Consider the following 16,645-nt stretch of genomic DNA (forward strand, 5'->3'; position numbering starts at 1 on the left):
CCGGGTTGGCCGTTTCGCGGGCGCGCCCGCTCCCACAAGGGAATGTGACACGCTCTCGAACATTGTTCCCTGTGCGACAGCGCAGCCCAAAATCTCAGCTCCCCAACACCCGGCAATAGAATTGCCATTCTTCTTCCAGCGCATGCGCCAGGTTCTCCGCCTTGCGGAACCCATGCCGCTCCCCGGCATAGAAGTGCCCTTCGGCCTCGATCCCGTTAGCCTGCAGCGCCGCCAGCATCGACCGCGTCTGCTCCGGCACTACCACTGCATCCAGCTCGCCCTGGAAGAAAATCACCGGCACCTTGATCTGCCCCGCATGCAGCAGCGGCGTACGCTGGCGATAGCGCTCGGCGTCCTGCAGCGGGTCGCCGATCAGCCAGTCCAGGTAGTCCCCTTCGAACTTGTGCGTGGCCCGGCCAAGGGCAAGCGGGTCGCTGACCCCGTACAGGCTGGCGCCCGCGCGGAACACATCATGGAACGCCAGGGCGCACAGGGTGGTGTAGCCCCCCGCACTACCGCCGCGGATGAACGCCTTGCGGCGGTCGATCAACCCACGTCCGGCCAGGTAATCTACCGCCGCGCAAGCATCGGCCACATCGCTTTCGCCCCAGCGCAGGTGCAGGGCCTGGCGGTATTCCCGGCCATAGCCGGTGCTGCCCCGGTAGTTGAGGTCGGCGACGGCGAAGCCGCGTTGGGTCCAGTACTGGATGCGCGGGTCGAGCACGGGATAACAGGCTGAGGTCGGGCCGCCATGGATGAACACCACCAGCGGTGCAGCCCCTTGCGACCGGGCGGCCGGGTAGAAGAAACCATGGGCGCGGTGACCGTCACTGCCATAGTGGATCGACTGCGGCAGGCTGATATGCGTTGCCGGCAGCACGTCGGCACCACCGGCCAACACGCTGACCTCGTGGTTGCTGCGGGTAATGGCGATGACCGCTGGCGGGCTGATCGGCGAGGCGGCAATGGCGTACAGGTGTTCGCCATCCATGGCCAGGCTGCGAAAGCGCGTGTAGGCGCTGGCGAAGCGCTCCAGGCGGCCATCGGTAGTACGCAGCCCCAGTTGCCCGAAGCCGTCTTCGCACCAGCTGGCCAGATAGCTTTGCGGCCCCAGCGCCAGCCAGGTACTGGCGCCCAGTTGCCAGGGCGCCGCAGCGTGGTCCGCGGGCTCGGCAGGCAGGGCCTGCCAGCGGCCATCGATCTCACCCCAGGGCTGCCAGAAGCCTTTGCGGTCGGACAGGCAGTAGAGTCGGCCTGCGCTATCGAAGCGCGGCTGTTGCAGCGATTCGTCAGCGCCGGCCACACATTGCGCCGGCCCCCAGTGGCCACTTGCATTACGTGTGCGGCACATCAGCCGGGTGACGGTCCAGGGTTGTGCCGGGCGGTCCCATTCGACCCACGCCAGGCGCTGGCCGTCGGCACTCACCGTAGGCGAGGCATAGAAGTCGGCACCTTCGGCGAGCACCTCGCGGGTATGTTCACCCAGGGCGACCAGACGATGCTCGACCCGTTCGCCATGCTGTTCCTCGACCGCCAGCACCAGGCCGTCGTGCCATTGCACATCGCCGTAGCGACAGCTGGGATCATCGGTCAGGGCACGTGGTGCCATACCTTCCAGGGCCTGGGTATAGACCTGCTGGTCCTTTTCGTTGACGAACAGCAGCCCGTCACCACCCAGGCAAAAACTGCCGCCGCCGTATTCGTACACCCGGCTACGCGCGCTGAAACCATCGGGGGTCAGGCAGCGGGCCTGCTGGCGCTGCCAGTGCCAGATACGGCAGGCGCCATCGGCTGGGCGGAATTCATTCCAGAACAACCCGGCGGCGCTGACCTTGATTTCTGCAAAGTCGGTGCCGGCGGCAACCGCCTGGGCCGCGCTGAACTCAGCCGCGGGCGATGACACGGGAGTTTCGTTCATTGCGGAAGGTCATCTGTTCAATGGCGAGCTGGGCGCTTTCCGCCTCCTCGCGGGCTTTGAGGATGATGCCGTGGTCGGCCGACTTGGCGCACACCGGGTCGGCGTTGCTGGCATCGCCGGTGAGCATGAAGGCCTGGCAGCGGCAGCCGCCGAAGTCCTTTTCTTTCTCGTCGCAGGAGCGGCAGGGTTCGGGCATCCACTCATAGCCACGGAAGCGGTTGAAGCCGAACGAGTCGTACCAGATGTGGTGCAGGTCGTGGTCGCGCACGTTGGGGAACTGCACCGGCAGCTGGCGCGCGCCGTGGCAGGGCAAGGCGGTGCCGTCCGGGGTGATGGTCAGGAACAGGCTGCCCCAGCCATTCATGCAGGCCTTGGGGCGCTCCTCGTAGTAGTCCGGGGTGACGAAGATCAGCTTGCACGGGTTGCCCTCGGCCTTGAGCTTGTCCCGGTATTCGTTGGTGATGCGTTCGGCCCGCTCAAGCTGTGCGCGGGTCGGCAGCAGGCCCAGGCGGTTGAGGTGAGCCCAGCCGTAGAACTGGCAGGTGGCGAGTTCGACGAAGTCGGCCTCCAGGGCGATGCACAGCTCGATGATGCGGTCGATCTTGTCGATGTTGTGCCGGTGGGTGACGAAGTTGAGCACCATCGGGTAGCCATGGGCCTTCACCGCACGGGCCATTTCCAGCTTCTGCGCAAAGGCCTTCTTCGAGCCGGCCAGCAGGTTGTTGACCTGTTCGTCGCTGGCCTGGAAGCTGATCTGGATATGGTCCAGGCCGGCCTTCTTGAAGTCGGCGATGCGCGCCTCGGTCAGGCCGATGCCCGAGGTGATCAGGTTGGTGTAGTAGCCCAGCCGGCGGGCCTCGCCGATCAGCTCGGCGAGGTCCTGGCGTACCAGCGGTTCGCCGCCGGAAAAGCCGATTTGCGCGGCACCCATTTCCCGGGCTTCGGCCATTACCTTGAACCACTGTGCGGTGCTCAGCTCCTGGCCCTGGGCGGCGAAGTCCAGCGGGTTGGAGCAGTACGGGCACTGCAGCGGGCAACGGTAGGTCAGCTCGGCCAACAGCCACAGTGGCAGGCCGACTGCGGGCGTGGGCGGTAACTCAGGCGAGGACGATCCAGTGTTCGGCACGGGCCACCTCCATGAACTGCTCGATGTCATCGGCCACTTCCGGGACACCGGGGAACTGTTGTTCGAGTTCGGTAATGATCGCGGCAACGTCACGTTGGCCGTCGATCAGGCCACCGATCAGGGCCGCGCTGTCGTTGAGCTTGATCATGCCCTCGGGGTACAGCAGCACATGGCCCTTTTGCGCCGGCTCGTACTGGAAGCGGTAGCCGGGGCGCCAGTTCGGCACTTGTTTACGGTTGAAACTCATAGGGTGATCCCTTTGTGCCACACCCGTTCCTGGGTGACGGAGTGATAGGGCGGGCGGTTCAGCTCGTAGGCCATGCTCATGGCGTCGAGCATGCTCCAGAGAATATCCAGCTTGAACTGCAATATTTCCAGCATACGCTCCTGGCCCGCGCGGGTGGTGTAGTGCTGCAGGGTAATCGCCAGGCCGTGCTCCACGTCACGCCGGGCCTGGCCCAGGCGAGTGCGGAAGTACTCGTAGCCGGCCGGGTCGATCCACGGGTAGTGCTGCGGCCAGCTGTCCAGGCGCGACTGGTGGATCTGCGGGGCGAACAGCTCGGTCAGCGAACTGCTGGCCGCTTCCTGCCAGCTGGCGCGGCGGGCGAAGTTGACGTAGGCGTCCACGGCAAAGCGCACACCGGGCAGTACCAGCTCCTGGGAGCGCAGCTGGTCCGGGTCCAGGCCCACGGCCTGGCCCAGGCGCAGCCAGGCTTCGATACCACCGTCCTCGCCGGGCGCGCCATCGTGGTCGAGCAGGCGCTGGATCCACTCGCGGCGCACTTCGCGGTCCGGGCAGTTGGCGAGGATCGCGGCATCCTTCATCGGGATGTTGACCTGGTAGTAGAAGCGGTTGGCCACCCAGCCCTGGATCTGTTCGCGGGTGGCGCGGCCCTGGTACATCGCCACGTGGTACGGGTGATGGATGTGGTAGTAGGCGCCCTTGGCGCGCAGGGCCTGCTCGAACTCGGCAGGGGACATTGGCAGTGCGTCGCTCATTCGGCTGGCTCCTGTAAAGCTGAGTCTCGGCTCGATCCCTGTGGGAGCGGGTTTACCCGCGAACACCGGCGAAGCCGGTGCCATACACTGTGTGGGATTCTTCGCGGGTGAACCCGCTCCCACAGGGGCTGTGTTGCTTGTGCGATCTGGCTGTTACAACTCGATACTCATGCCATCGAAGGCCACTTCCACGCCCCGGCGCAGCACTTCGGCACGCTCGGGCGAGTCTTCGTCGAGTATCGGGTTGGTGTTGTTGATGTGGATAAGTACCTTGCGCTGGCGCGGGAAGCCATCGAGCACTTCCAGCATGCCGCCGGGGCCGTTCTGCGCCAGGTGGCCCATCTCGCGACCGGTGCGGGTACCCACGCCACGGCGCTGCATTTCATCATCTTCCCACAGGGTACCGTCGACCAACAGGCAGTCGGCGCCATGCATCATCGTCAGCAGCTTCTCATCCACCTGGCCCAGGCCCGGGGCGTAGAACAGCTTGCCGCCGGTGCGGGTGTCCTCGACCAGCAGGCCAAGGTTGTCGCCCGGGTGCGGGTCGAAGCGGTGCGGCGAGTAGGGCGGCGCGGCGCTGCGCAGGGGGAACGGGGTGAAGCGCAGGTTGGGGCAGGCGTCGATGACGAAGCTGCCTTCCAGCTCGATGCGGTTCCATTGCAGGCCGCCGTTCCAGTGGCTGAGCATGTTGAACAGCGGGAAACCGGTGGTCAGGTCCTGGTGGACCATGTCGGTGCACCACACCTGGTGCGGGCAGCCTTCGCGCAGGCTGAGCAGGCCGGTGGTGTGGTCGATCTGGCTGTCCAGCAGGATGATGGCGTTGATGCCGGTGTCGCGCAGGGCACGGGCCGGCTGCATCGGGGCAAAGGCCTGGAGTTGGGCGCGAATGTCGGGCGAGGCATTGCACAGCACCCAGTGCACGCCATCGTCGGACAGGGCGATGGAGGACTGGGTGCGCGGCGTGGCCCGCAAGGTGCCGTCACGCAAGCCCTTGCAGTTGACGCAGTTGCAGTTCCACTGGGGGAACCCGCCGCCGGCGGCGGAACCGAGAACCTGGATGTACATGGCCACTCTCTCTGCAGAAACCGTAGCGAAAAAACGAAAACGCCCCGGCAGGCCGAGGCGTTGAACCGTAAGCCGGGCTTAGCGGTTGGCGAAGTACATGGTGACTTCGAAGCCGATGCGCAGATCAGTGTATGCAGGTTTGGTCCACATGGAATTACTCCTTCCGGATGAGGGTTGGGTTTGTCAGCTAATACTAGGGTACCGCCATTGGCTGGAGGTTCCCATGATTCGGGATTGCGCTATCTTACAAGAAATAGGTGTACCGAAAGGTTAATTATTAGAAAAGTGCCCTTGCAGTTCGCGTAATAATCACTCGGTTGAGGTAATCCAGGAGCTATCTGGCGCGGCAGCGTTGGCCAGGCACAGCCACCTGGAGCCGGTATCGAGCAGGTGGATCAGCAGCTGGTCCAGGTCCGCCTGCCGCGTGGTCAGGATAGCCCTGCCTAGCGTTTCCAGCCCGCCAGGTTGTGTAGCCAGGCATGTCTGCCATGCCCATTCGGCGACTGCGTCGTTGGCCATCGCCGGTTCATCGAATTGCCCGGCCAGTGCCTGGCGAGCGCCTGGATCGAAGGTAATGCCCTGGCGTAGCAAGGTGAGCAAGTGGTCGAGTATCTGCGCCTGGCTGGCGTGGGGCGACTGGACTCCGAACAGCAGGCCACCGACACCCTCGACCTGACGAAAGGTACTGAATACCGCATAGCCGAGTTGCAGTTCTACCCGCAGTCGTTGGTAGACCGGCCCTTGCAGCAATTGGGCGAGCAGGCGGCCAGCGGCTTCCATCGCCGCCGGCAAAGGGCAGAACAGCAGCAGGGCATGTTCACTGCCGGATACTTTGGCATGTTGCCAACGGTGGTTGGCCCAGGTAGGCAGAGGGCCAGGCGCCGAGCCTTGGCCAGGGCAGTGCTGCAACGCAGTGCCCAATGCGTTGAGGGCGTCATCGTCGAAGCCTGCAGCCAGGCCGTGCCAGCGTGCGTGCTGCCACAGGCTGTCGAGTTGCGTCTGTGTCAGGGGGCATTCCGGAACCGGTGCAGGCGTGGCGCCCAGCACGGCGTCGGGCAGTTGCTTGAGCAGGGCGCGGATGGGGATCAGAGCCGGTGGCTGCACCGAACAAGGCAGCCAGCTGCTTGCCGGGGGCTTGAGCATCAGTACCAAGGCCTGTTCCACAGTGCGCAAGACTGCTGCGGGCAGCCCGGCGCAGCGCAACTGCCAGTATTCGCCAGCGGCACTGAACTGCAGCTGCACCGATACGCGCTCGCAGCGCTCCTGCAGGGGGTGCAAGGCGCGTTCGAGCAGCGCATGCAGGCGCTGGCGCAAGGGTGAAGGGACATGCCAGCGCAGGTACAGCACCGCGTACTGACGGGCGCCAGGCAGCTGGTCGCTGACCTTCAGTGCCGCTGGCAGCGGCTGCTTCCTGACATCAGGTACATCCGCCAGTAGCAAGGGGTCGACAGTGGGCAGTTGCCAATGCCCATGCTCGCGGCCCGGCAGGCCTTCCAGCAGGGCACGGAGGGCCTGCAAGCCTTGTGTATCCAGACCGGCGAACGGCTGGCCGGCGCTGTCCCGGCGGGCCAGCTCAAGCGCGCTGGCGCTGCGTTCGCGGCTTTGCTGCAGCAGTGCGAACTCGGCATTCAATTGCTCAGGTACGGCCTGGCGGATGAAGCCGAACCAACCCTGCAACAGGGTATTGGCCTCCTCTGGGCTGGCGTCTTCGCTGAGCTTCAGGTCGATGTGCCACAGCAACTGCCCGGCGAAGGCATACAGCACTTCGGCCTTGAAGCCTTGCAACCAGCCACGTTGGCGAAGCGCATCCAGCCAGGTGCCCGGGCGGTTATCGCTGAGGCAGGTGATCAGCAACTCAAGGGCCTGCTCGGCTCCTGCCGGGAGGTTTTCGTGGCTGAAGAGCAGGTGCGTGTCGGTCGCCGACAATGGCGGTGGCAGAGCTTGTGGAACCCGTTCACCCGTTGCGAACAGCTCGGCATGCTGCCGGCCCAGCAGTTCCAGTTCATCCAGCGATTGTGGGCCGCACAGGTTCAAGGTGACCTGGCCGCCTTGGTAGAAGCGCTGGTGAAAGCCATGGAGCGCTTGCTGGAAGGCGGGATCCTGCAAGGCCAGGGTGTGCCGGTTACCGGCATGAAAAGCGCTCAACGGATGGCCGGGCGCTGCGGATTGCAGCAAGGCGAACTGTTGCTGGGCCTGCGGATTGCGCGACCAGGCAATGAACTCGGCATGGATGACTTCGCGTTCGCGGCGTTGGCGCTCGATGCCCAGGTCTGGCTCGGCCAACATCTGGCACAGGCGCTCCAACCCCCCGGCCAGGGCGTTGGGTGGGACCTCGAAGAAAAAGTCGGTGGTGCGTTCGCGGGTGCTGGCATTGACCTGGCCGCCGAGGGCCTGCACGTAGCGCATCAGGCCGTCGTCCAGCGGGAAGCGCGGGGTGCCGAGGAAGAACAGGTGCTCCAGGAAGTGGGCCAGGCCGGGCCATTTGGTTGGCGCGTCGTGACTGCCTGCGTGCACCCGCAGTGCGGCGGCCGAACGCTTCAGGCGCGGGGCGTGGCGCAGGGTCAGCTGCAGGCCGTTGGCGAGGGTGAGGTGGCGGGTGGCGTCAGGCATGGGGGCTCCGGTAACTGCTGTCCATGCTACCCCATTTGTTTGCAGGCCCGGCCTCTTCGCGGGCACGCCCGCTCCCACAGGTATGGCGCAGGTACGAAAGGCAGCGCAGACCCTGTGGGAGCGGGCGTGCCCGCGAAAGGGCCATCAGCCCTTACGCAGATGCAACTCCTGGCGCAAATCGGTGAGGTAAGGAAACGCCTCCCGCCCCTGCACCACCCGCTCATGCTCCAGCTCTGCCAGCAACTGGCACTCATCTCGTCCGGCCATGGCCAGCAGGCTACCGTCCGGGCCGATGATGCTGCTCTGCCCGCAATACTGGATCTCGTCTTCCGAGCCACAATAGTTGGCATACACCAGGTAGCACTGGTTCTCCTGCGCCCGCGCCCTTACGGTCACCTGGCAGATGAAGTCGTAAGGGGTCATGTTCGCCGTCGGCACCAGGATCAGCTCGGCACCGTCCAGCGCCAGGCGTCGGGCGTTCTCCGGGAACTCGATGTCATAGCAGATCAGCAGGCCGACCTTCCAGCCATCTAGCTCCACCACCGGGAAGTGATCGGAACCTGGACTGAACATCGAACGGTCCAGTTCACCGAACAGGTGGGTCTTGCGATAGTTGCTCAGGCTGCGGCCGTGCGCATCGATCAGCTGCACACTGTTGTAGATCGCGCCATCATCGCCGCGCTCCGGGTAGCCGTAGACGATGGCGATGCGGTGCGCCTGGGCGATCTCCACCACCTCCATGGCCGCCGGGCCATCGTCGGCCTCGGCCAGGCGCTCGACCTGGGCCAGGCCGATGTTGTAGCCGGTCAGGAACATCTCCGGGCATACCAGCAAGCGGGCGCCGCGTTCGGCTGCCAGTTGCGCCTGGTGGCGCAACCGTTGCAGGTTGCCGGGCACGTCCAGTGGCTTTGGAGCGCCCTGGAACAGAGCGATGCGCATGTTGCCTCCTTGTCTCAGTCCGGCAGGGCGATCGGGCCGATTTCGTCGAACACGTCGCCTGGGCCGGGGTTGTCCGGGTGGGTGCGACCACCGAAGTGATTCATGATACCCCACACCGCATTCAGCGATGTCTGTACCGCGCCTTCCACCCAGGCCGGCGTCCACGACACGTCGTCACCGGCGATGAACATGCCGCGCTGCTCGGCAGGCATGTCCTGCTGCATGAAGTGCGCGTACATGCGCTGGTTGTAGCGGTAGTGGCCCGGCAGCGCGCCCTTGAAGGCGCCGAGGAAGTGCGGGTCGGCTTCCCAGGAAACAGTGATCGGGTCGCCGATGATGTGGCCGGCGATGTCGGTCTTCGGGTAGATCTTCTTCAGTGCGTCCAGGGCCAGCTGCACGCGTTTTTCCACCGGGTGCGGCAGCATTTTCAGCGCGTCGCTCATCCACGAGTACGACAGGCAGATCACCCCCGGCTTGTCGTTGCCGTTGTCGAACAGGTAGGTGCCGCGGGTGAGACGATCGGTGAGGGTCATGCTCATCAGATCGCGGCCGGTTTCCGGGTCCTTGTCCTTCCAGAACGGGCGGTCGACCATGACGAAGGTCTTCGACGACTGCATGTAGCGGGTGCGGTCCAGGGCCATCCACATCTTTTGCGAGAACAGCGATTCCTCACAGTCGATCTGGGTGGTCAGCAGCCAGGTCTGGCAGGTGGCGAGCACGGCGCTGTAGTGACGGGTGTCGCCCCAGTTGTCGGTGACTGCCAGGCGGCCATCGGCGGCGCGGGCGATGCGCTTGACCCCGGTGCGCGGCGCACCGCCATGCAGTGCGCTCAGGCTGGTGCCTTCCGGCCAATGCACGCAGCGCTCCGGTACATGGCGCCAGATGCCTTGCGGTACCTGCTCCACACCGCCGACCACCAGGTGCTGGTGGTCATCGCAGTTGGTCATCACCACGCGGAAGATTTCCAGCATCGAGTTGGGGAAGTCCGAGTCCCAGCCGCCGGTGCCGAAGCCGACCTGGCCGAACACTTCGCGGTGCTGGAAGCTCAGCTTGGCGAACGAGCGCGAGGTGGCGACGAAGTCGTAGAAGGTGCGGTCGTCCCACAGCGGTACCAGTTTGTTCCACAGCGCTTTCAGGCGTGGTATGTCACGGTCGCGGATAGCCTGCTGGATGTCGGCGAACTGGGCGCCGCTTTCCAGCGCGTCGGCCCAGGCATCGGCCACTTCGTGGAACAGCTTGGGCAGGTCGGTGGGTTTTTCGGCGTAGTAGGTCTGGCCTTCCAGGTCGATCACCGTGCTGCCCGAGGCCGGGGTCAGCGGGTTGGGGAACGGCTTGGTCTCCAGGCCCAGCTTGTCCACGTAGTGGTAGAAGGCAGTGGACGACACCGGGAAGCGCATGCCACCCAGTTCGGCGATGATCCCGTCGGTGCCGTTGAAGGCTTGCGAGCGTAGCCGGCCACCCAGCTTGGAGGCTTCGTACACCACCGGCTTGAGGCCCAGCTTCATCAGCTCGTAGGCCGCCACCAGGCCGGCGATACCGGCGCCCACGATTGCCACTTCCTCACCATGGTGCTCGGGCGGGATGCTGCCCAGGCCTGCGGGGTGTTCCAGCCAGTCGTCGAAGGCGAAGGGGAAGTCCGGGCCGAAGATGGTGACGGGTTTTTTGCCGTCGGCGGGGTGGCGGTTTTTCTTGTTCATGGAGTGACCTTGCCAGAGAGGCTGCGCAGCGGGCGGAGCCTGAGTATAGGAGATGCCTGGGGGCCATTTTAGGGAGTGGAGTGTTCGTTATTAAGGTGCAGATTGTTGTCTGAATGTAGCTTGTGTCGTCGAAATGTATAAGCCAGATATCTTTATGACGAGCAGGAAGCCTACCAATCTCAAGCACAGCATCGGCCCCCTGTGGGAGCGGGCGAGCCCGCGAAGAAGCCCCGCGGTGTAGGGCACGGGCTGCGCCCGTGTTCGCGGGCTCGCCCGCTCCCACAGGATGTGATCAGACAGTTCCTACACCCATGCCATGAATTAAAGAATTACCCTACGCTCGCTATCGCCTCGGTCTGGCTGCGTGGGAAACGCCTCATCGTTAACTTCACTGGGTCGCCGCTGTTCGGGTGACTGGGTGTGAGAACCCATCCTCCAACTTCGCACCAAGGCTTATGTCATGGCAGCCGTGCGCGGGCAGGCTTTCGCCTGGCCGGATTTCCAAGTTGGCCGGTTCTCACCCCGTGCATGGCTGCCACCTATTTCCCGTGAGAAGGAGTTGGTAGGCGGTTTCCTCAAGACTCAATTTGGAAATTGCATCATGAAGAAGACAGATTCTGACCAACCCGAAAAACTGAAACCCACCGCAGAAAAAACCTTCTGCAACTGCGAAGCCAGCCACCCGCCGTTATTCGCCATACGCTCCGGCATCGACGCCGCAGACGCCCTGGTCCACGCCTGCCTGCTGGCCCGTGGCCTCAATCAGATCGCCACCGACTACGCCCAGCATCACGCCCCCGAGCGCAGCCGTGACATCGTCTGGTCGATGCAGCATTGCGCCGAAAGCCTTTCGGCGATTCTGGAAGGCCTGCTCGACGGCCAGGAAGCTTGACCGCCAGCCGAGTTCAGAGCGGCTGCCCGCGGTCCACCTTGCTGCTGAGAATGATCGACGTGGTGGTCTTCTCCACCCCGTCGACACTGCCGATCTGGTCGAGCAACTGGTCCAGTTGCTCGGGCGAATCCGTACGCAGCCAGGCCACATAGTCGAACTCGCCGCTCACTGCGCACAGCTGCTGCACCTGGCCCATTGCACTCAGGCGGCGCACCACCTCCTTGCCCGAGCGTGGCTGCACCTTGATCCCCACATACGCCTGCAGACCACCCCCCATCACCCGCTGGCCCAGGCGTACGCCATAGCCGGAGATGACCTTGTTCTTCTCCAGCCGCTCCAGGCGCGAGTTGACGGTGGTACGGGCGATGCCCAACTGGCGGGCGAGGGTGGCGACGCTTTCGCGGGCGTTGATCTGCAGCAGGGCGATCAGCTGGCGATCGATTTCATCCAGCGTGATGGAGCGGGAATCCGACATGGCGAGTCTCTACGGTTGGCCCGCTAGCCTAGCCAGCCAGTGCAGGCCAGGGCAAGGGCAGTCACAGCTGGCTGCGCTGACGCGATCCCTTGTGGGAGCGGCCTTGCGTCGCGAAAGGGCTGCGCAGCAGCCCAATATTTGGCACTAACTCGGGGGGAACGTAACTAAACGGGTTACATTTTTTGGGCTGTGAGCAGGTTGGTCGAATGGTACTGTTTGGTGCAACCATTGCACTGTATGATCAGCCCATGCCCACGATCCATCGGTTGTCCAATTGCGTAATCTGCCTCTATGCAAATGACCATCTACCACCGCAGAACAGGGCTCGACTACTAGCAATCTGGGAGCAGCTGAATTCATGACCAGCAAACATTTCCAACTGACAGGGGTCGCTGTCACGGCCCCCAGCACCTTGCTACTGACCTTTGCGGACGGGCAGCAATTCACCGTGGCTCTGGATGAAGTCATCGAGCAACACGCGACGCTGGGCCCGCTTGCGAATCCAAAGGTGTTTGCAACGGCTGCAATTGGTGAGTGGAAGGACACGGTCATTTGGGCCGATGACGACAATCTGGAGCTTGCTGCCGACAACCTGCGTGCACGGGCGGTGGAGCAGGCTGGAGAGTGTTCACATGAGCTCATCTGGAACTGGATGGCCAAGCATGAGCTGACGTTGGATCGTGCAGCTCGGGAATTGGGCTTGAGCAGGCGCATGTTGGCTTACTATCGTAGTGGCGAAAAACCTGTGCCGAGGACGGTCGCTTTGGCGATGAAGGGATGGGAAGCACTTCGAATGGCTGACGTGGAGGTGAGCCGTGTGCCCCGTCACCTGCCTGGAAGTTTCGCAAATGAGGCGGCCGGGCATGCCCCGAAGAAACGAGCGTGATTCACCGCCTGAACGACAGACATGAAAAAGCCGCGCAATCGCGCGGCTTTGTCGTATCTGGTGGGCCCACACGGACTCGAACCGTGGACCAAAGGATTATGAGTTACCAAGATAACCTATAAGCTCAGTAAAGTCGTAGTTAGCTTGGCGTAAGTACAGTTAACGAAATGGTGCCGCTAACTGATGTTGAACGTATCTCGGCGAAAGTAATGGGTACTAGTCGCTGTACCTCAATTGTACCATTAGGGTGAATGTTGAGCTTCGGAGGATCCACCTTGCGGTCCCGCGAGAAACGATCTGTTTCCTTGGCAACCCACGCACTCCACTGAGCGATTAGTGGAGCGTGGCGTTCATTCCCCCTGGCTACGTTATCCACCGCAGAGTAAGCCAAGTCTTGTCATCATCTTGATGCATCAGAGCTTCAGACCAATGTGAGCTACGATCAGTCGAGGCCCGACAGGGTTCAATCGGAAATGAAGTCGGCCAGCGTGAGGTGTGAACCGAGCATGTTGGTCGAAACACCGCGTTTCCCCGTCGAGGTCGATAAAATCGCATAGGCGCCGACGTTGCTGATGTTCGCCAGTCACTCGGCTTCGCCACTGTGGCTCTGGTGATGCAGTAGGATCCCACTCCACCATTGCCTCCTGCAACTCGTCAAGTCTGCCAAAGATAGCCCCCCACCAAGGATCGGTCGGCTCTATTGCTCTGAGCTGATCAAGCGCACGTCCGAGAAAGTCTAGATTGGCGAGCCGGTCGGTTCGATTGGCCTCGAAATCAGCGAAATCTTCAAAAGGGGGCTTTCCTGCGGTGTCCAGCCAAGGTCGGTGCGAGTCAACGTCATCAGGTGTACATGCGTTGCGCACATCAATGTTTGTTGTGACAAGCTCCAACTCTCCCTCGGGCGTTTCCACGACCTCCGTGCGCTCAACGCTTAGGAAACGCTGTCGCCAGCGCATATGGCTAAAGCTCAGCGCTAAGCCGTCGAACAAATCGGCAAGCCCCAAAGCCTCGGTGACTTGCTCGCCACACCGGAATTCAAGGTCACCATCGGCGTCGCGCGCCATCGCCAATCCGTGTCTTAGTGGTGCCCTATTTACCGCACCTAGTAACAAGCGTGCTTCTTCTCTGGTGCGCGCGTCGCGCAAAAAATCACCAAACCCGTAATTTTCCCCAAACCGCCAACTTGGGATCGGGGTTGAGGTTTGCAGAGCAAAGTCTTGGCGCCAACGACGCACTGACTTGACTGATCTGGCAAGCTGAAGAAGCTGCTCACTCACCATCTCACGTGGTGAGTCATCAGCAGGTGTGGAGAGCTCATTTAAAAATCCGAGCAACGGCATTAGCTACACAGATCCATCAAGGCATTATCCCATTGGTCGAAGAAGCCTTCTGGCCAGAATGTGAGTCTTCCATCCGGCTGTATGCCAGGGCTAACGAATGTGCTTCGGCGAAGCGCTGGGTCCCGACTGAAGAAGTGCATATTCACGTCCGTAGAATTGAGCTCGCCGTGCTTCACCGCCAGTCGAACTCCATTAAGAAGGTGATCGCTGTGGGTCTCCACTATCATTTGAATTCCCGCAGATGCGGCTAGAGCTACAAGTCGCCCCATCGCCATCTGGCCACGCGGGTGGAGATGAGCTTCAGGGTTCTCGATGAGGACGAGGCCGCCCACAGGCGTAGCTAAGCACGCAATGACAATGGGTAGGCTGTAAGCGAGGCCAAATCCCACGTTGGTGGAGCGATACGCGTTGGACTCGCTAATACCCGAGCCAAACGCGAAGCTTAGCCGAACGAAGTCAGTTCCAGCGACATCATGGACATCGACGCGCACGCCGGGGCTAAACTCCTGCATCCACGCGTTTACTTGGCTCAATAATCCCGGAGTAGCCTCAGAAGCTACTGGGTAGCGGATTTTTACCGGCACTTGTTGATCACGGAAAATGGCCAGAAAATGGGCTGCAAACTCCCCTTTGGCGCCAAGCGACTTTTTCTGGCTTACAGCGTGGCGAGACTTAGCTGAAATGGTCTGAGGATTGACCCTATCTGCGCGTAGGAATTGGAAGCGATCCGAAAATGGGACAGCTGACCAGTCACTCTCCGAAGGAACCGTACTCGCCTCTAGGACATCGGCTTGCTGACTATAAGCGACAGTCCAAGCAAAGTGGACGCCGTCTTGAACGAAGCCAATGCCAAGCTCTTCAATATCGTTGTCTTCATGTAGGACATCGGAACCTACCCCAAGCTCGACAAAGGGGCCATTTAATAGCCAACTTCCAGTGCTCAAGAAGCCAGCGTCAACAGACTGCCGAAGTATCCCTAACGACTGCAACACTGTGCTTTTGCCGGAGCTATTCAGCCCCGATAGCAAAGTGAGTGGCGCAAGCGGGATTTCAGTAGACTTGAATCCTTTGAAATTCGTTAGGGTCACTGCCTCAAGCATTTGCCACACTCCGGAATAACTGTTTGATCCGATCAAAGCGGAGCCGCACCTTCGCTTGGTCACCCGTACCTTGCGAAATAGCGCGCTCGAACTCACGGTCACTCATCAATTCAATGAAGCCATCCTTTACTTGATCGCTCCTTTTAATTAGCAGGTTCTGCTTATCGGCTGGCAATTCTGACAAGTTAACGGCCACGGATTCAAATAATGCTTTGTTGATAGGGAAGCGAGCATCGCCTTTCCTGTACCGTTTACGAAATGCATCATCGCCGAAGATCTCTGTAGCAACCTCCATTGCCCTATCGAAGGCTTCCTTCTGCAGTAGAAGTTCCTTTTCGTCCCAAGTGTTGACCGCTCGCATTGCCTGTCCTAGGAAACGATCAAAGTCTGTCGGGCGGAAGTTGGCGGCCTTGGTCAGCCTGAAAGCGATGAACCGTAGAATTAGTTCTCGGTCGCTCATTCGATCATCGCTGATAGCGTTAGCGGTAGCCTTGAGGAAGCGCTCGTCTTTGGCCCAGTCCCTTAAGAGTTTTCGGGCTTGACCGCCGATGAGGGCATGGCGCAACTCCTGCGCTGTTAGAGGGATACCTCCCGTGTTAATCCTCGCAAAGATGTTGTGTTTCACCACCTCTGGGGTGCCGTGACGAATCACATGGACGACGATTTCAGTTTCCTCCAAACGCCGCATCATTTTGGGCGTGAGGTCCTTGAACGTCTTTCCGTCAAACTGCGGGGCAAGGTACTCAAGGCCGGTCAGATAGAGTTGGCCATCGTCTATCGTACTCGGCTCGATGAAGCGAGCGATAGCGGTTAATCGCTGGATGCCATCTACAATCGCCCAACCCTCCTCTTCGTCCTCGGCAGCATAGAAGGTTGGCAGCGGTATCTTAAGCAAGATGGATTCGATAAGTCGGCTTTGGCGAACGTCTGTCCAGATGCCTCTGCGACGCTGGAACTCCGGATCGAGATCAACCGCCTTATGGCGCAGTCGCGAAATCATCAGTCCGATCGTCATAAGTCGAGTCTGGACCTCGATCAGTTCAGGATCGAATGGTTCTCCAATTTCGACCGGAGAATCAGAGCGGTCTTCACGCTCGAGCTCCACGCCAATGTTTTCCCCGAGTTGGTTTCGTTCCTCGGAAATCGACGGCGTGGGGGCATATGGGGTATCAACGGTCGTCATCGTAATTCCTGCGTTAGGCTCTCACTCTGCGCCATACGTGCTAGCGGCTCGGTAGTTACAAGGCGCTGATTAACTGAAGGGAGATTTTACCAATCTTGCCGTTTTTTCGACAGTCATTCCGCAGGGGAAGGGTGAGAGGCCAAGAGGCCTGGCGATCGTGCTGGGATGCAGGGCGGTTTACGTGACGCTTGAACGGTAGCGAGAATGGCGGGCCTGCGAGGATGGGGGAGAGATCATAGCCACGACGGTGCAATGTCTGAGCACTCTGTTATGACCGGAATTTTTTATCTGTCCTTCGGTCCGCCATCAAAGCAGGCGGGGAATAGGCCGAATTCGCCATAATTCGTCGATAGTTAGAAAAAGTTGTCAGGCGGATATCAGATAGAGGTGGCTTAGGATGGCCAACAGAGCGAAG

At 61.4% G+C, this 16,645-nt stretch carries 15 protein-coding genes and 1 tRNA gene; 2 read left to right on the forward strand and 14 right to left on the reverse strand.

What is annotated here, in order from left to right; all coding sequences use genetic code 11:
- Window positions 1–94: 94 nt before the first annotated feature.
- The 9 genes from ACIQYU_RS21665 to ACIQYU_RS21705 form a co-directional block, all read right to left on the reverse strand.
- Window positions 95–1,918 carry a prolyl oligopeptidase family serine peptidase gene (locus ACIQYU_RS21665; RefSeq protein WP_402802122.1) on the reverse strand — a complete coding sequence of 608 codons (1,824 nt, stop codon included), beginning with the start codon at window positions 1,916–1,918 and terminating at the stop codon, window positions 95–97.
- A complete protein-coding gene (gene pqqE / locus ACIQYU_RS21670; RefSeq protein ID WP_207834087.1) occupies window positions 1,884–3,044 on the reverse strand; it encodes a pyrroloquinoline quinone biosynthesis protein PqqE in 1,161 nt (386 codons plus the stop codon). Before pqqE ends, ACIQYU_RS21665 begins: the two co-directional genes overlap by 35 nt.
- Window positions 3,016–3,291, reverse strand: a complete 276-nt coding sequence (gene pqqD, locus ACIQYU_RS21675; protein WP_402802126.1) for a pyrroloquinoline quinone biosynthesis peptide chaperone PqqD — start codon at window positions 3,289–3,291, stop codon at window positions 3,016–3,018. Before pqqD ends, pqqE begins: the two co-directional genes overlap by 29 nt.
- Window positions 3,288–4,043, reverse strand: a complete 756-nt coding sequence (gene pqqC / locus ACIQYU_RS21680; protein ID WP_003255592.1) for a pyrroloquinoline-quinone synthase PqqC — start codon at window positions 4,041–4,043, stop codon at window positions 3,288–3,290. Before pqqC ends, pqqD begins: the two co-directional genes overlap by 4 nt.
- A gap of 153 nt (window positions 4,044–4,196) precedes the next feature.
- Window positions 4,197–5,108, reverse strand: a complete 912-nt coding sequence (gene pqqB / locus ACIQYU_RS21685; RefSeq protein WP_061303871.1) for a pyrroloquinoline quinone biosynthesis protein PqqB — start codon at window positions 5,106–5,108, stop codon at window positions 4,197–4,199.
- A gap of 78 nt (window positions 5,109–5,186) precedes the next feature.
- Window positions 5,187–5,258, reverse strand: a complete 72-nt coding sequence (pqqA, locus tag ACIQYU_RS21690; protein ID WP_003243383.1) for a pyrroloquinoline quinone precursor peptide PqqA — start codon at window positions 5,256–5,258, stop codon at window positions 5,187–5,189.
- A 159-nt stretch (window positions 5,259–5,417) separates the two neighbouring features.
- Window positions 5,418–7,718, reverse strand: coding sequence for a pyrroloquinoline quinone biosynthesis protein PqqF (gene pqqF, locus ACIQYU_RS21695; RefSeq protein ID WP_402802132.1), 2,301 nt, complete (start codon window positions 7,716–7,718; stop codon window positions 5,418–5,420).
- Window positions 7,719–7,862: 144 nt separating this feature from the next.
- Window positions 7,863–8,657 carry a carbon-nitrogen hydrolase family protein gene (locus ACIQYU_RS21700; RefSeq protein WP_207834118.1) on the reverse strand — a complete coding sequence of 265 codons (795 nt, stop codon included), beginning with the start codon at window positions 8,655–8,657 and terminating at the stop codon, window positions 7,863–7,865.
- A gap of 14 nt (window positions 8,658–8,671) precedes the next feature.
- On the reverse strand, window positions 8,672–10,354 hold the full coding sequence (locus ACIQYU_RS21705) for a flavin monoamine oxidase family protein (RefSeq protein WP_402802135.1): 1,683 nt from the start codon (window positions 10,352–10,354) through the stop codon (window positions 8,672–8,674).
- A 601-nt stretch (window positions 10,355–10,955) separates the two neighbouring features.
- Here ACIQYU_RS21705 and ACIQYU_RS21710 point away from each other — a divergent pair.
- Window positions 10,956–11,246: a hypothetical protein gene (locus ACIQYU_RS21710; RefSeq protein ID WP_233688014.1), complete on the forward strand. Its 291-nt coding sequence runs from the start codon at window positions 10,956–10,958 to the stop codon at window positions 11,244–11,246.
- 13 nt (window positions 11,247–11,259) lie between these two features.
- Here the strand turns inward: ACIQYU_RS21710 and ACIQYU_RS21715 are convergent, their stop codons facing one another.
- Entirely contained in the window at window positions 11,260–11,721 is a 462-nt protein-coding gene (locus tag ACIQYU_RS21715; RefSeq protein WP_015268712.1) for an Lrp/AsnC family transcriptional regulator, read from the reverse strand.
- A gap of 358 nt (window positions 11,722–12,079) precedes the next feature.
- Here ACIQYU_RS21715 and ACIQYU_RS21720 point away from each other — a divergent pair, with 358 nt between their 5' ends.
- Window positions 12,080–12,607, forward strand: coding sequence for a DUF2442 domain-containing protein (locus ACIQYU_RS21720; protein WP_233694695.1), 528 nt, complete (start codon window positions 12,080–12,082; stop codon window positions 12,605–12,607).
- Window positions 12,608–12,665: 58 nt separating this feature from the next.
- Here the strand turns inward: ACIQYU_RS21720 and ACIQYU_RS21725 are convergent.
- The 4 genes from ACIQYU_RS21725 to ACIQYU_RS21740 form a co-directional block, all read right to left on the reverse strand.
- Window positions 12,666–12,733, reverse strand: a tRNA-Ser gene (locus ACIQYU_RS21725).
- A gap of 287 nt (window positions 12,734–13,020) precedes the next feature.
- Window positions 13,021–13,947: a hypothetical protein gene (locus ACIQYU_RS21730; protein WP_402802140.1), complete on the reverse strand. Its 927-nt coding sequence runs from the start codon at window positions 13,945–13,947 to the stop codon at window positions 13,021–13,023.
- A complete protein-coding gene (locus tag ACIQYU_RS21735; RefSeq protein ID WP_402802143.1) occupies window positions 13,947–15,047 on the reverse strand; it encodes a DUF3696 domain-containing protein in 1,101 nt (366 codons plus the stop codon). The genes ACIQYU_RS21730 and ACIQYU_RS21735 overlap by 1 nt, the downstream gene beginning before the upstream one ends.
- Window positions 15,040–16,230, reverse strand: a complete 1,191-nt coding sequence (locus ACIQYU_RS21740) for a DUF262 domain-containing protein (protein WP_402802146.1) — start codon at window positions 16,228–16,230, stop codon at window positions 15,040–15,042. The genes ACIQYU_RS21735 and ACIQYU_RS21740 overlap by 8 nt, the downstream gene beginning before the upstream one ends.
- Between the last annotated feature and the right edge of the window lie 415 nt (window positions 16,231–16,645).

The organism is Pseudomonas sp. NPDC096925 (assembly GCF_044762545.1).
Lineage (GTDB): Bacteria > Pseudomonadota > Gammaproteobacteria > Pseudomonadales > Pseudomonadaceae > Aquipseudomonas.